This window comes from Rhodococcus sp. 05-2256-B1 (assembly GCF_002258465.1).
GTDB lineage: Bacteria > Actinomycetota > Actinomycetes > Mycobacteriales > Mycobacteriaceae > Rhodococcoides > Rhodococcoides fascians.
In genome coordinates this window covers 107,524-123,920 of sequence record NZ_NOZA01000017.1, presented here as the reverse complement: position 1 = coordinate 123,920, position 16,397 = coordinate 107,524, and the positions used below count along the sequence as shown (strand labels likewise).

General features: G+C 64.1%; 5 protein-coding genes. 2 read left to right on the top strand and 3 right to left on the bottom strand.

What is annotated here, in order from left to right:
* Nucleotides 1–16: 16 nt before the first annotated feature.
* Both CH285_RS08775 and CH285_RS08770 read right to left on the bottom strand, forming a co-directional pair.
* Nucleotides 17–895: a cyclopropane mycolic acid synthase family methyltransferase gene (locus tag CH285_RS08775; protein WP_094643365.1), complete on the bottom strand. Its 879-nt coding sequence runs from the start codon at nucleotides 893–895 to the stop codon at nucleotides 17–19.
* Complete coding sequence (locus CH285_RS08770; protein WP_094643364.1) at nucleotides 895–10,755, bottom strand: non-ribosomal peptide synthetase; 9,861 nt, start codon at nucleotides 10,753–10,755, stop codon at nucleotides 895–897. The genes CH285_RS08775 and CH285_RS08770 overlap by 1 nt, the downstream gene beginning before the upstream one ends.
* Before the next feature lie 207 nt (nucleotides 10,756–10,962).
* Between CH285_RS08770 and CH285_RS08765 the strand changes: the two genes are divergently transcribed.
* Both CH285_RS08765 and CH285_RS08760 read left to right on the top strand, forming a co-directional pair.
* Nucleotides 10,963–12,738 (top strand): DUF4012 domain-containing protein, encoded by a 1,776-nt coding sequence (locus CH285_RS08765; RefSeq protein ID WP_094643363.1) that lies wholly within the window; start codon nucleotides 10,963–10,965, stop codon nucleotides 12,736–12,738.
* A 658-nt stretch (nucleotides 12,739–13,396) separates the two neighbouring features.
* A complete protein-coding gene (locus CH285_RS08760; protein WP_094643362.1) occupies nucleotides 13,397–14,389 on the top strand; it encodes an acyltransferase family protein in 993 nt (330 codons plus the stop codon).
* A 189-nt stretch (nucleotides 14,390–14,578) separates the two neighbouring features.
* Here the strand turns inward: CH285_RS08760 and CH285_RS08755 are convergent, their stop codons facing one another.
* Nucleotides 14,579–16,204: a polysaccharide biosynthesis tyrosine autokinase gene (locus CH285_RS08755; RefSeq protein ID WP_094643361.1), complete on the bottom strand. Its 1,626-nt coding sequence runs from the start codon at nucleotides 16,202–16,204 to the stop codon at nucleotides 14,579–14,581.
* Nucleotides 16,205–16,397 lie beyond the last annotated feature (193 nt).

The following is a 16,397-nucleotide window of genomic DNA, read 5'->3' as shown; positions in this document are numbered from 1 at the left end:
GAACGCGGTCTCAACATCACTCGGCAGGCGTGTCCCCGGCTTCGAGGGTGAACTGCACAACGTTGATGCGTGAGTTCTTGAATCGCTCCGACGACCCGGTGAGGTACTGCACGTATTTGTCGTAGGTCGCTTCCGACGACAGTGCGATGGCCTCGTCCTTGGATGCGATCAGCTTCTCGGCCCACGTGTCGAGTGTGCGTGCATAGTGCGGTCCCAGTGCATGCTCGCGGAGCAACTCGAATCCCGCCTCGGCCGCTTTCGCCTTCACCACCTTGACCAACGTCAACTGCCCGCCGGGAAAGATGTCACGCAGGATGAAGCGGGAGAAGTGCGCATCCTCGCGCGTCAGCCCGCCCGCACCGGAGGCCGGATCGGGCGGCGTGATGACGATGGTGTGCAACAACATTCGACCACCGGGCTGCAACACCGAGCGGCACTTCGCGAAGAACGCCGAGTACCGCTGACGTCTGAAGTGCTCGAACGCGCCGATGCTGACGATCCGATCGACGGGTTCGTCGAATTCCTCCCAACCCTGCAACCGGATGTCGACGTTGCGTTCGGTCGGGATGTCGGCGACGAGCGCGCGGCCACGGTCGTACTGGTTTCGGCTCAACGTCAGACCGATGACGTTGACGTCGTACTTCTCCACCGCTCGTTTGACGAGAGCTCCCCAGCCACAACCGATGTCGAGCAAAGTCATGCCCGGCTTCAGATCGAGCTTGCCCAGCGCCAGGTCGATCTTGGCCGTCTGCGCTTCCTCCAACGTCATGTCGTCACGCTCGAAGTAGGCGCAGCTGTACGTCATGCTCGGATCGAGGAACAGCGCGAAGAAATCGTCCGACAGGTCGTAATGCGCCCGCACATCGTCGACGAACGGCTCCAGTTGTTGGTTCATCACGCCACACCCTTCCCCACAGCATCGGCGCCGATCACTCGGCCTAGTGCACGGGCACCCTGCTCGCCCAGCATGTCTTCGTGTTCCACATCGACCTCTGTCACCGAGATCCGCCCGTCGACGAGGCCCGTCCAGTGCTTCGCGCCGTCCGAGCCACGAGCAGCGAAGTAGTGAACATCGCCCGCGTACACCGCCGGCTCGTACGACGCGACCCAGCTGGGCGCAGAGACAACCGGCCGATACATGGCGCGTAGATCGTCCTCGGTGAGGAATGCCAGTTCGGTTCGCGTACTCCGTAATTCGGCAACGATGTCCTCGAAGGACGCCGCCTCGACCCCGAGCTGACGAGCCAGATCGTCGACGCCGAATTCCTCGGCGTCGTCGGGTGCGGAAAGTTGCGCATCGACGAGGGCCAACAGCGCGACGTCCTCGCCTTCCGACTGCAACTGCACGGCCACCGCGTGCGCGATCACGCCGCCGAGCGACCACCCCAGCAGGTGGTACGGCCCGTGAGGCTGAACATCTCGAATCATTCGCACGTAAGCGAAAGCGAACTCCTCGATCGACGACGGCGCAGCGTCACGGTTCGAGATGCCCGGATCCTGCAGCCCGTACACCGGGCGGTCCGTCTCCCCGAGCAAAGAGAGGTAGCTCCAGGCGATTCCGATGGCCGGGTGCACACAGAACAGGGGTGCGCCCACGCCGTCGGTCCGCAGCGGCAGCAGCACGTCGAACGCGCCACTCGATTCGGCATCCCCATCGTCCATGTCGAGGCGCGCGGCCAATGCCGTGATCGTCGGGTGCTCGAGCAATGCACTGATCGGGATTCGACGGCTCAGTTTGTCGCCGAGGGCGTCCATCACCTGCACCGCCGAGAGGGAATGCCCACCGAGGTCGAAGAAATTGTCGTCGATACCGATGTCCTCGCCAGCGATGTGCAGCACGTCGGAGAACACGGTGTGTACGAGTACTTCGGTGGACGAGACCGGCGCGCGTCGTTCGGTCGACATCACTGCGGGCTCGGGCAGCCTGCTCGTATCGACCTTGCCCGACAACGTCATCGGCAGTGCATCCACGACGGTCACGGTGCTGGGCACCATGTAGGCGGGCACCGTTCGCGCCAGGAAGTCGCGAGTCTCTCGCGGTTCGACCGCACCCACCACATAGGCAGCCAAGGAGTTCGCATGCCCGATCACGCTGGCTTGACGCACGGTGGGGTGACGCAGCAGTGCCGCCTCGACCTCGGCGAGTTCGACGCGATGGCCGCGGATCTTCACCTGTGAATCGACTCGGCCCAGATATTCGAGTTCGCGTCCGGTCTCGCGCGCCACCCACCGCACCAGATCGCCGGTGCGATAGAGCCTGCCGTCACCGAAGGGATTGGCGACGAAGCTGCTCGACGTCAACGCAGCGTCGCCCACGTACCCTTCGGCCAGACCGGCCCCGCCCAGGTACAGCTCCCCCACGACGTCGGTGCCCACCGGTCGCAGACGGGCATCGAGAACCACCGTGTCGAATCCGAGGGTCGGTTCGCCGATGGTCACCGCAGCTGCTGCCCAGTCTCGCTGATGCGTGGTGCAGGTGCTCATTACGGTTCCCTCGGTGGGCCCGTACGCGTTGAACACCGAGCGATCCTGCGACCATCGCTGCAGCAGTGCAGAATTGGCGGCCTCGCCGGCCATGACGACCACCCGGAGGGAAGGCAGGGCCGCGGAATCCGTCACCTGCAGCACGGTCGGCGTGAGGCAGGCGTGGGTCACCTGGTGCCGGTCGATGAGTGCTTCGAGCTCACGCCCTCCATGCACGTCGGGCGGCACGATCACCACGCTCGCACCGGTGCCGACGGCCATCAGGGTCTCGAAGATCGACGCGTCGAAACTCGGTGACGCGAACTGCAGCACGCGGGATGTCGGCTTGACGTCGAACAGGTCTCGTTGGCTCTGAACAAGATTCGCGATGCCGCGGTGCGTCACCCGCACGCCCTTGGGTGCCCCGGTCGATCCCGAGGTGTAGACGACGTACGCCGTGCTGTCGACGGGGACTGCGCGTATCTGGAAGTGGTCGAGCTCGTCACCATCGACCGTCAGCCAGTCGCTTCCGGCCGAGTGGAAGTCCACGGACGCAATTCCCGTCGCGGGGGCCGCGCGGTCGAGAATCTCCCGTACTCGCGCGGCGGGCTGAGACGGGTCGATCGGGAGGAATCCGGCACCGGTCTTGGCCACGGCCCAGATCGCGGTGAGGTACTCGATAGACCGTGGCAGGGCGATCGCCACCAGAGATCCCGGCTCGACTCCGGCCCGGACGAGGTTGTCGGCCAGTGCATTCGATTGCCTGTCCAGCTCGCCGTAGGTCACCGATCGTGCATCGTCGACCACCGCGATGTTGTCGGGCCAGCTACTCGCCGCCCGCACGAATACTTGCGCCAGTGTGGACTGATCGGCCGTACCGTCTCGGCGGGACACGACCGCCGATCCACCCTGACCGAATTCTGCGCTGCCGAGCCGAAGGTCCGGTGCCGCGGCGACCGTGTGCAACACCGTGGTCAGACGTTCCGCGAGTCCGGTGACGACCGCCCGGGAGAACCGGTCGGCGGAGTACGCGAGAGTGCCCAGCAGCCCGGCTTCGGATTCTTCGACGACAAATTCCAGATCGAATTGTGTCGCCGTGATGTCCACCCGTCGCGGGCTGACGGCGCTCGGGCCCAATTCGATCGTGGGCGTGCTGATATCACCGAAAGCCAGAAGCACCTGGAACAGTGGGTGCGTGTCGACGGCGCGGGTGGGTTGCACCGCGTCCACCACCCACTCGAACGGGACGTCCGAGTTCGCGAAGGCATCGAGGTCTCGATTGCGCACGTCGGTGACGAAGTCCTCGAACGTCGTCGCCGGATCGACGTCGGTCCGCAGGACGACGGTGCCGACGAACATGCCGACGAGGTGGTCGAGCGCCGGATCTGCTCGACCCGATACTGGGGTTCCGATGGCGATGTCCCGCGTGCCGCTGGACTCGGCGAGTACCGCGGCCAGCGCCGCGTGGACGACGACGAAGACCGTCGCGCCCAGTCGATGCGCGAGCGACCGCAGACTCGCGAGAGTGTCTGCGTCGACGGCAAACTGGACTCCCGACGCCTCCTGCTCGGCGTCAGGAGTGCCGGTGGGCAGGTCGAGGAATTCCGGCAGGCCGGCCAGGGTGCGACGCCAGAAGTCGAGTTGGTCGGAGGCGACCGCGTCCAGGACGTCGCGTTGCCACACGCGGTAGTCCGGATAGTCGACGGCGAGTGGAGTGAACTGCGGTGTAGCTCCGGCCGTTCGAGACAGCAGAGCCGTCTCGATGTCGCGGCTCAATGGGCGTAGCGACAGGCCGTCGACCGCGATGTGGTGGGCGACGACGGTCAGCACGCGCTCACCGCGACGTTGCGCAAGCATCAGTCGCAGCGGTGCCTCGACGGTCAGGTCGAAGCCCTGCTGCGCCACCCCGCCGATACCCGCATGGGCGTCGTCCAGTGTCGAGAGCACGATCTGCGGATCGAGGACAACGGTAACGGGCCCGTCGCCCGTCGACGGGTACACCGTTCGGAGCGGCGTATGGCGTTCCAGCACATCGGCAACCGCCGCGCGTAGCACCTCGAGGTCGAGGCCTTCCGGAAGCGTCACCTCGAAGGCGATGTTGTATGCCGCCGATGTCGGGTCGTATCGATTCTGCAGCCAAATGCGTCGCTCGGCCGGCGCGAGGCCGGAGTAGGAGCGCGCATCCGCGCGGTGGACCAGCGCAGGGAGCGCGGTGTAGTTGTCGGACAACAACTCGATCGCCGACGCGAGCTGCGTCGCGGTGGGGGCCTCGAACACCGTCCGCGCCGGAACCCGAACGCCGAGCACCGCACTGATGCGCGTGGCGACGCGGGTGGCCGCGAGGGAGTCTCCCCCGAGGACGAAGAAATTGCTGTCGACGGCCGGCACGTCGATTCCCAACGTGTCGGCGAAGATTCCGAGAATGACGTCCTGCGTCAACGTGCGTCCGGCCCCCGTCTCGGAGTCCGACGGCACCGCCGGAAGCAAAGCGGCCTTGTCCACTTTTCCATTGCTGGTCAACGGAAGACGATCGATCGACGTGATGACGGCCGGCTGCATCGACAGCGGCAGCCGGTCCAGGAGCCACTGGGCCGCGTCGAACTCGCTGATTCCCACCACCCAGGCGTGAATTCTGTTGTCGACCACGAGTGCTGTTGCTGCACTGACGCCGGGATGTGCCGTCAGCGCACTCTCGATGTCGCCCAGTTCGATGCGCACACCGTTGATCTGCACCTGTTCGTCGCGCCGACCGCGGTAGTCGAGCAGTCGCGAGAGTTCACGTCGAACAAGATCGCCGGTCCGGTACATCCGGGCACCGCCGTCGGTTGCGACGAAGCGCGCGGCAGTCGACGCCGGATCGGCTCGGTAGCCGCGAGCTACTCCGGACCCCGCGAGATACAGCTCTCCAACGCCTCCGAGCGGCACCGGCCGCAATCGGTCGTCGAGCACGAAGGCTCCGACGTGGTCCAACGGGCGGCCGATCGTGACGGGCTCTCCGGCGCGCAGCGACTCGGCCAGAGTGGCCACCACCGTGGCTTCGCTGGGTCCGTAAGCGTTGAGCATCGACCGTCCGGGCGACCACGCGTCGACGACTCCGGCATCGAGCACGTCTCCGCCGACGGCGACGGTCTCGACGGCGTCCACCGGCGGCACCATCGCGAGAACCGCGGGCGTGGACAGGTAGTGAGTCACCCGGTGCTCAGCGAGGAAGGCTGCCATCTCCTCACCGCCGAGTAGGTCACGCGGGGCGATCACCATGGTCGCTCCGGCCCCGAATGCGAGGACGAGCTCGAGCACCGCGGCATCGAAGTTCACCGAGTATCCGTGCAGCACCCTGGACGTCGCTTCGACTCCGTAGCGCGACACCACCTGCTGTGCCAGTGAATACACACCCTGATGCGTCACGACGACGGGCTTGGGTGTGCCGGTCGAACCCGACGTGTGGATCACGTACGCCGGGTGCGCGGGTTCGAGCGTCGCCAGTCGCTCGTCGTCGGTCAGTGGCGCGTCGCTGAACGTCTGTGCGTGGCTCTCCTCGACCCACCGCACACCCGGTTCCGTTCCGCCGAAGCCGATTTCGATGGGCCCCAGCATTTGCTCCCGACGGGCCTCCGGGTAGCGGGGATCCACCGGTACGAATGCTCCGCCGGCCTTCACCACGGACCACAGCGCCACGATGTACTCGGCCGAACGTTCGAGGGACAACGCGACAAGGGTTTCCGGCCCCACACCGTGGGCGATCAACAGTCGTGCGATCCGGTTGGATCGGCGATCGAGGTCGGAGTACGTCAACGATTCCAGGCCATCGATCGCCACCGAATCTGCTGTGCCACCGACCAACACGTCGAGGAGCGTGCCGGTGTCGGATTCGGCCGGCTGCGTCGGCGCATCGGCGAGAGCGAGGTTGCCGACGACGAAAGCGGAGTCCGACACCGCCGCATGCAGGATTGCCGTCACCGCGGATGCGAACTGTTCGACGGTGGCCCGCTGATACAGATCCAGCGCATATTCGATCTGCCCCACGAGACCGGCCGACTCGGCATGTCCGGCGCAGGATTCCTCCAGCACGAGATTGAGGTCGAACTCGGAGGTGCGAGTGGGTATCTCCAGCACCGAGAACGGCAGGTCGTCGACCGATCGGTGCGGTGCGTTGTCGAATGCCAGCATCACCTGGAACAGCGGGTGCCGGTCCAGCGATCGATCGGTGGTCACGGCGTCGACGATGCGCTCGAACGGCACGTCCGAGTGAGAAAAGGCGTCGAGGTCTGCGGAACGGACGGCATCCAGCAGGTCGGCGAAACTGCCGGCCGGGTCCACTGTGACTGCGAGAGGGAGTGTTCCGACGAACATTCCGACCATCTCGTCGAGGGCTTCGTGGCCTCGCCCGGCCGTCGGCGATCCGACCACCACACGGTTCGACGTGCCGAATCGACTCAGGGCCGCAGCCACCGCGGCATGGACCACCATGAACGTGGTTGCGTTGTTCGACCGCGCCAGCTCACGGATTCCCGCATGCAGGTCCGGCCCGATCTCTAACGGAACCGCGTCGGTGGTCATCGATTGCACGGCGGGCCGGGGGAAGTCGGACGGCAATTCCGCCAACGCGGTGTCGCGCTCCCCCAGCACCGAGGTCCAGAACGAGAGCTGTTCGTCGGCAACCGCATCCACCGATGCCCGGTTCCACACCGAGTACTGGCTGTACTGCGCACGTAGGCGTGGCCATGTCGGGGCGTGACCGGCCGTGCGTGATGCGTGGGCGAACGCGAAGTCGCGTACGAGTGGGTCGAGGGACCATCCGTCCATCGAGATGTGGTGCACTGCCACGACGACCACCGTGTCGCCGGACTCCTCCACGCTCATCAGCGCTGCCCGGATGGGCACGTCGGCAGCGACGTCGAATCCCTGCCCGGCAATAGCCGCGACGGCGTCGTCGAGATGATGCTCGGGCACAGTGCGGGCCGGTACATCGACCAGCACGGTGTCGGTGGGCCGCACCACCTGCCGTGGACCGTCGCCGTCGTCCGGGTAGTAGGTGCGCAGCGCTTCGTGTCGTTCGGCGACGTCGCGCAGTGCCGTCAGAACCAGTGACGCATCGCTACACGCTGCGACCCGGATGGCGATGGGCATGTTGTACGCGGGCGATGTGGGGTCGAACTGATTGAGGAACCACAGGCGCTGCTGCGCGTACGACAGCGGGACATGCTCAGGCAGAACGGTATCGAGCAGGTCGAGCGAGACTTCACGCTCGGCCGAGGAATCGATGGCGGCCGCGACGGCGCGGACGGTGGGGTCGGCGAACAATGCGGTGAGCGAGACTCCCGAGCCGAGGCGAGCGAGAACTCGGGTGGCGCTCAGCGAATCACCGCCGAGCTCGAAGAAGGAGTGCTCACGCCCCACCTCCTCGACGCCGAGGACGTCGGCGAACGCTGCGGCGACAGCGCGTTCGGTCTCGGTCTGCGGCCGCACGTACTCGGTGTCCGTCGGCTCGGTGGGGGCCGGCAGTGCCCGGCGGTCGACCTTGCCGCCCGCCGTCATCGGCAGTGCGTCCAGAACGACGATGTGGCGAGGAATCATCCACGTCGGCAGCCGGTTCCGCAGGTGGCTGTCGAGCCCGTCGGAGGTACCGGTGACGTACAGGGCCAGTCGGTCGTCGCGAACGACGGCCACGGCCGCGGTCACTCCAGCGAATGAGGTTGCTGCGGCTTCGATCTCGCCGAGTTCGAGCCGACGCCCGTGCAATTGGATCTGATGGTCGGAGCGGCCCAGGTATTCGAGCGACGACCCGTCGAACAACCACCGGACGATGTCGCCCGTCCGGTACAGCCGCGCACCCGCCACGCCCGGGTCGGCAACGAACCGCGTCGCCGTCGAACCGGGTTGGCCGTCGTATCCGCGGGCGAGTCCGTCGCCGCCGAGATACAGCTCGCCGACGCCTCCGTGGGGCGTGGGCCGCAGGTGCGAATCCAGTACCAGCGCGCGAACACCCGGCAGCGGTGAGCCGATGGTGACGCGCTCACCGACGACCATCGGGGCAGACAGCGTCGCCAATACCGTTGTCTCGGTGGGGCCGTAGGCGTCGAACATCGTTCGTTCAGCAGTGGCGAACCGGTCCCGCAATGTGGGTGGGCACTCTTCGCCGCCGACGTCGAAGACCTCGATGGAGTGCAGATCTTCCGGGTCGAGTGTCGCCAGCACCGTCGGCGAGGTGATCAGATGCGTGATCTTCTCGCTGGCTAGGAACGCGGCGAGCGCAGGCCCGGCGTAGACATCGGCTGGGGCGATCACCAGGGTGGCACCCGCCGCGAAGGCAGCAAGAATTTCCTGGATGGAGGCGTCGAACACGGGCGAGGCCAGGTGCAGCACTCGTGAGTCGGCGGTGACGGCATATCGCTCGACGACGCTGTCGGCCAGTTGCGCCAGGCCGCGATGAGTGACGCTGACGGCCTTGGGTTTTCCGGTCGATCCCGACGTGTGGATGACGTAGGCCTCGTTGTCGACGTGCAGCGCCGGCGGCACCAGCGCGCGCTCGTTCGCGTCGAGTAGATCCTCGATATCGAACCACTCGATGGTGCTCGGAAGTTGTTCCAGCACATCCTTGGTGGTGATACCGAACTCGATGTCTGCGCCGGCCAGCACCGTGGCCAGCCGCTCGGTGGGCTCGGTGGGGTCGAGCGGAACGAACGAGGCTCCGGCCGTGGACACCGACCACGAGGCGAGCAGCGATTCGTAGGAGCGTTCCATCGCCACGGCGATGCGCTTCTCGATGCCCGCACCCAGCGAGACCAGTTGGGCAGCAATGTGTTCTGCGACCCTGGCGAAGTCCTCACTGGACTGGTCGACACCCGCGGCACGCACCACCGTCCCACGTCGCAGCAGCGCCGGCAACGGCCTTGGCGACACCGTGTCCGCTGGACGTGCAGTCAGCAACGCTGATTCAGCCTCGGAGCCGAGCACATCCAGTTTCGATACGGCAAGGCCCTCAGGGGCATTGACCACTGCACGCAGCAGAGCCAGGAACCGACGGTGATGGGCTGCGAGCTCATCGGTGGAGTAGAGGGCCGGATTGCCGAGGAAGTCGACGCGGGTGCTGGTGCCGGCGACTCCGGGGTAGACGTTGACCATCATGTCGTCGATGGGGCCGCTGGAGAGCACGCGGTATTCGCCGATGACGTCGCCGAGCCGAATTGTGCTGTTGTACATCATGATGTTGACCGTGGGGCCGAACACTCCGCGTCCGGCGGCGGCGCTGCCGGTGCCGTCGCCGGTCTCGCGCTGCATGTCCTCGACGCGGAATCGCTGGTGGCGCAGCGCGCCGGTGAGTTCCACCTGAATGCGTCGGAGGAGTTCTTCGACGGTCACGCCCTGTTCGACGCCGATGCGCAGGGGCACGACGTTGGACATCATTCCGGAGGATTCCCGCAGTTTGGTGGTGGCTCGGCCCGATACCGGGAGGCTGAGCATCACGTCGTCGGTGTCGGTCATGCGCGCGAGATACAGCGCGAACGTAGCGAGCACGACGGGAACATCGGAGCTGTTGTACCGATGTGCCACGGCCGCCACGGCTTCGGTGAGGTCTGCGTCCAGCACGGCACCCACACTCACCGTCACGCCGCTCGGTGCCGCACGCGTGTACGTGTTGCCGGCCAGCCGGGGTGCGTCGAGGTGTCCGTCGAGTCGGCCGAGCCAGTACTGGCGATCGGTGTCGTAGCGAGAGGAGTTGGGGTAGGCAGCCTCGTAGTCGTAGATCTCGCGCACGCCGAAAGCACGCGTCTTGGGGATCTCGGTGCCCTCGCTCAACGCGGTGTACACCGCCGCGGTGCGTTCCTGGACGGAAATCGCGCCGAGTCCGTCCATGACGATGTGGTGGGCGCGGCTGTACCAGTAGTAGTGCCCATCGTTCACCTGAATGATCTCGGAGGCGATCAACTGATCGTGAACCAAATCGACGGGGCGACGATACTGCTCGTCCATGTAGCGCTGAGCATCCTCGACGGGATTCTCGCGGTCTCGGAAATCGCGATAGATCATCGCGTACGGCACCCGGAGGTCTCGCCACTGATACGGATGCCCGTCGTGCAGCCCGATCCGCACTGCGGGCGACTCGAGTTGCCTGCACGCGATGTCCGTGGCTCGGATCAGTACGGCCGGATCGATATCGCCGCGAATTTCGACGTATTGGGCGATGGTGAACGGTACGTCCGGTGCCAGCTGCTGGGCGAGATAGATATTCATCTGAGCAGCGGACAAAGGGAAGCGGCCATCCTCGAACAGCTCACCAACCTCTGGCGACACTCGATGACCTCCTCAACGCATATGCTTCGACGGCGTGAATTTTCGGCTGACGTGCCGCCCAGCAACGTCGATCTACATCGCCCGTGACAAACCTAGTCGACCCATTGTGAATGCTCTACCCGGATCGAACGACAGGTACGCCGGAACCACCGCTCCCCTTTAGGCTATGCACTCGACCGACTTCCTATGACCGAGAGGCCACCGACAATGGCGACCAGTTCCACCGATGTTCGTGGTTCTCGATCCGGCAAGAAGCGGCCGATTCTCTTGACGGTAGGGGTGTTGCTGGTCGTCCTCGTCGCATTTCTGGTGTGGCTGGGCTACGAGGCCTACACCGCGCAGTCCAGTCTGAACGCGACGCGCGACTCCGCCACGCAGGCGAAAGATGCTCTGCTCGACGGTGATGCGGCCGGTGCCGAGGCCGCGGCCGCTCGGGCTTCGGAATCGGCGGACGACGCGGTGTCGGCAACGACGTCCATCCCGTTTTCGATAGCGAAAGCCGTTCCTTACCTTGGTAGTCCGCTGAAATCGGTAGCTCAGATCACCGATGTGGTGCGCGGCTTGGCCGTGGACGTCCTCACTCCCGCATCGACGGCGGGCGAAAGCCTGAATCCGAGCAGCCTCGTCGAAGGTGGCGGCAAGGTCGATACCGCCGCTCTACGGGACGCACAACCTGTGCTGGAGCAGACTGCCGCCGCAGCCGAGGAATTGAGCCTGCAAGCCCAGCAGGTGGACGAGCCTGCATTCCTCAGTGTCGTGAGCGATGCACGTACGTCGTTGATCGATCAAACACACGACCTCGCAGGCCTGCTCACCAATACCCGCATCGCCAGTCAGCTGTTGCCGTCCATGCTCGGCGACAACGGCCCGCGGAGTTACTTTCTCGCGTTCCAGACCAACGCGGAGGCCCGCGGCACCGGCGGCCTGCTCGGTGGCTTTGGAATCATTCGGGCCGAGAACGGCGCTGCCCGCGTCGACACTCTTGGCAACAACAACGACCTGCAGTTCGCGAAGCAGCCCATAAATCTCGGACCCGAATACAACGCGCTGTGGGCACCTCGACGACCTACAATTGACTACCGCAATTCCAATGCGAGCCCACACTTTCCGTATGCAGGCCAGATCTGGTCGTCCATGTGGACCGAGCAGACCGGTGAGGTGCTCAACGGTGTCATCGCCACCGATCCGATTGCGCTGAGCTACATCCTCGGAGCTACCGGCCCGGTCACGCTGGCCGACGGTGAGCAGATCACGACAGACAACGTCGTCGAAATCACCCTCAGCACCGCGTATTCGAGATTCGGCGACGATCAACTGGCGCGGAAGGCATATCTACAACAGATCGCGTCTGCGGTGGTGCAGAAGATGACGACGGGCGCTGCCCCCACCAGATCTTTGCTCGACGCGGTGGGCCGCGCCGGCAGTGAGGGTCGCATCTCGGTGTGGAGCGCAGATCCGGCCGAGCAGGCAATTCTGGCCGGCACCAAGGTGGGTCACGTGTTGCCGGACAGCCCGGCTCCCTATGCCAACGTGGTGGTCAACAATGCCGGTGGTAACAAGCTCGATTACTACCTGGCCCGCGATATCAAATATTCGGCCGAATCATGCACCGCCGGGACCCGTAAGTCGACAGTGACGGCGACACTGACCAACAATGTGGATCCGAACGGCCTGACGTCTTACGTGGCGAGCACATTTCAGCCCAACGTCCCCTACGGCACCAACGAGTCGATCGTGTATCTGTACGGCACTCAGGGCGCAAAAATCACGTCCATGAAGGTGAACGGTGTTTCCGGATTCTCCATCCAGGCCGGCACCGAATTGGGTCGCCCCGTCCAGGCCGCGTATCTGACCATCCCGCCGGGTAAGTCGCAGACGGTCACCTGGGAGCTCGAGGAGCCCTCGGCTCCGGGTGAGGCGACGGTGCCCGTGCAGCCCCTGGTCGATCAGCCAACCGTGAGCATCGACGTTCCGCAGTGCTGATCGTGGCGTAGTTCGTTCCTACAATCTGGTCGCTCGAGCTGCTGTGCGCCGACATCGAATCAAAGGTTCATTCGATCAAATGAACCCGCCGTCGGCAACAAACCCTGCGATGCGCGCACAAAACGGCCTTACAACTCGCGTTATGAACCCGGATCTGGAACTTTGCTCAAGTAGTAACTCACGAGTTGGTCCTCCCCGAACCGGCGAGGAACACTACATCACAGATATTCCAGACTGCGTCAAATATGGTGACAGAGGCAGGAGCTCGGCGTGGGTAGACCCACCGAACCAGTCTTGGGTCCCGTCGTTTTCAGCTTCGCAAAGGGCTCGACGCGCTGCTCAAAGTCATCAAAGTGCGCTTCGCCGTCCTTGTTCGCGAGCACAAAGATAAGTTCTCGTCGGGAGAACTCCTCCCCAGCCGGATCTTTGATCACGGCTTGCGCTCACCAGGCATCAGCAGGCTCTGATTGACAGTCGTTGACGATCCAGGCTTGTGGATTGGCGAGAACGACAACTCGGTAGCGCCATTCGCTACCTGCACTCTTCTGTTGTCGCCAGACAAAACGATGGAATGAGGTTGTGAGGATCCGCAGACCCAGCTGAAGCTGGCCCCGGCAAGTAGGCGAAGATCGCAACTACTGCGGCATGATGCTCGAACATGAGGACAAACAACCGCTCGGCCGCAATCGACGCTGTAAGGATCATCGGAATCGTCGCCGTCATCGTCGGCCACGTCTGGGAAACAGAAATGTTTCAGCGACTCATTTACTCTTGGCAGGTTCCGGTCTTCTTTGTGCTGACCGGTTACTTCTGGACAGCACGGCGCTCAGTGAGCGAGGAGGTTCGGAAGCGGTCGCTTACGCTCCTGCGCCCATACCTTTTCTGGCTCACCACAATCGGACTGCTTTTCTTAGCCCGCTCCGTTTCAGAGTCGGGAACCAGCCGTCTCGCCTCGGACGTATTCCAAATTGTTCTAGGCGGCTCCTACGCAGTTCGACCGTTCACCGCGTTTTGGTTTGCAACCGCACTCTTCTTCGGCGCTGTTGGTTTACGATGCATGCAACGGCTACCGATGTGGGGGCAATGGAGCGCAGCCACGGTGATCCTCGCCGCCGCGTATCTCGCGCCCGCATTCTTTAAGGGCATTCCACTCGCCGCCGGAACCGGCCTAGCCTGCGTTGTCTTCGTTCTCGCTGGTGTCGCATTCCGCGCTGTCAGGAACCGTATTCGAGCGGGCGCGATCGTCGGTGTCGCAATGATTGCCGTAGGTCTCCTACTGTCAGGCTTCGGAATGACCGCCTCGCTGTCGCTGAAGAACGCGCAGTTCGGCACCCCTGTCGCCAGTGTCCTCATCGCAGTGGCGGTTAGCGTTGGGATGGTTCTGGTCGCGGAAGCAACAATTCCGTTGCTGTCCGATCGTGCTCAATCTGCAATCACGACGGTTGCGGTTTGCGGGCTGATGGTAGTGCTGACACACCCGGTCATCCTATGGGTGCTGTCGACGCCGCCGACAGGATCGTGGACTGCGTTCGCGTTGTCGGTGACAGTGCCCTGGCTTACCGGGCTGATACTACTGTTCACTCCGCTCTCGCCGTGGGCGCTGGGCGTCGCACGGCGAGAGCGGAGTCAGCTCGGCTTTGCAGCTCGATAGACGTAGACGACGATCCTCCACCCAAAAAGAGCGGCGGCATCGGCTGCGGCGTGCAGGATACAAAAGCCGGAGTTCACGGGGACCCGGTCGCGCAGGCGACTCCGAGTGCCAGCGCACAAGCATTAAGCGCAGTTAGCTCGGCCAAACCTAGCTCAGGGCGATCGTGACAAGCCCCGGCCGCCTCGGGGGCTACTTGCCGAAACGGGGGTGGTCCGTGCCGTTCGTCGACGGGTCGGTGTGCACCTCAGGCCGGCGTGCCCGTGCGTACGGAGCCGCGCTGGCGGCCGTGCGTGCAGTCTCAGTAGGTGCCGAAGGCGCAGGCTGAGCCGATCCGGGGTATGCCGCGGCAGCCTGCGGCGGAGTGGGTGCAGCGGCCGGCGTCGGGTGCTGTACCGGACCTTGGGGTGCCGGTGCCGGTGCCGGTGCGGGTACCGGGGGCACTACCTGACGCGGCAGGTTGGTGTCTGCGGTGTAGTTGTACGAGTAGCTGTACAGATCCCCCTTCTTCGACGGGGTCAACGCCAGCACCACACCGAGAACATGTGCACCGATGGTCTCGAGGTTACTGATGGCTCGCGCGAGTTCGTTGGACTTCGTGTGTCCGTAACGCGTGACGAGCAGGGCACCGTCAGCATGGGTGGTGAGGACGGCCGAGTCGGTCACGGGGAGCAACGGCGCACCGTCGACGATCACGTAGTCGAACCGCGAACGGAGCTCGACCAACAGAGCACGCGAGGCCTCCGAACCCAACAGCTCGGACGGGTTCGGCGGGATGGGGCCCGAGGCCATAGCCTGCAGACCCTCAAACTTGGTCGGCTGCAGCACCTCCTCGACCGTTGCTTGGCCGGCGAGGACGGTACTCAGTCCGACCGAGCCGATCAGACCCATGTATTTCGAGACCCGCGGACGACGCAGATCGCCTTCCACGAGAGCCACGTGGTGGCCTGCTTCTGCCAGCGCCACAGCGAGATTCACCGCGGTGGTCGTCTTACCTTCACTGGGAATCGCACTGGTGACGACGATGACTCGTGGTGGATGGTCGACCTCGAGGAACTGCAAGTTGGTGCGAAGCTCGCGAAACGCCTCGGCACTGGCCGACTGGGTCAGATCTTGGAAGTCGATTGCCGGGTGCAACTTGCGTTCTTTGTCGAAAGGAATTGTTCCAACGAGCGCCTTGCCGGAGATCGACTCGATCTCACGCCGGTTCTTGATCGTGTTGTCCAACCGGTCCCGCAACACCGCCAGCGCAATGCCGAGCAACAAACCCACCGCAGCACCTAGGGCGAGGTTGCGCTTGGTCTTTGGGCTTACCGGAGCGGACGAAGCATCCGCCTGCTGGAAAGTCTTGACCCCGGCGGATGGACTCCCGCCGTTTGCGGGTGTCTCCAACTCTTCGACCTGCGTGGTCAATTCGGACGCCATCGCGTTCGCGATATCGCGTGCTGTCGAAGGGGACGCATCAGTGACGGTGATGTCGAATAACACGGTGTCAGGCGTAGACGATGCCTTCACCTTCGCTGCCAACTGCGATGGAGTCAGATTCAGCGGCAGTACAGCCAGAACCCGGGTTGCCAGCGCCTCACTGGTCACCAGTTCTGAGTACGAGGCAACGCGTTGCTGCGAGAACAAGTTGCCCTGGTATGCCTCGTTGACCGATGTTCCTCCGGACGTTGAGACAAACATTCTCGCACTCGACTCGTAGAGCGGCGTCGTGAGCAGGGACGCACCTAGGGCACCAAGGATCGCTACGACCACGGTTACGGCGATGATGATCCATCTCGCCTTCAGGATTTTCAGATAATCCTGTATCTCCATGCTTCGAGCTCCTCGTCCGTTCGTACAACCCCGCAACGGGCTACTGTGTGGCTCAATCGTTACATAAGTATTCGATCGCCGTGCACCGGATCAGTATCGCCCCTGGACCCTGTCACTCATTCGTTTGATTCACGAGATTTACCCGGCGAATTCCCTGTTGTGATGTGTCACGACAATCTAGGTTCCCAATTTC

Coding starts and splice junctions, on each gene's coding strand:
- CH285_RS08765 (WP_094643363.1), top strand. CDS start 10,963: ATGGCGACCAGTTCCACCGATGTTCGTGGTTCTCGATCCGGCAAGAAG.
- CH285_RS08760 (WP_094643362.1), top strand. CDS start 13,397: ATGAGGACAAACAACCGCTCGGCCGCAATCGACGCTGTAAGGATCATC.
- CH285_RS08775 (WP_094643365.1), bottom strand. CDS start 895: ATGAACCAACAACTGGAGCCGTTCGTCGACGATGTGCGGGCGCATTAC.
- CH285_RS08755 (WP_094643361.1), bottom strand. CDS start 16,204: ATGGAGATACAGGATTATCTGAAAATCCTGAAGGCGAGATGGATCATC.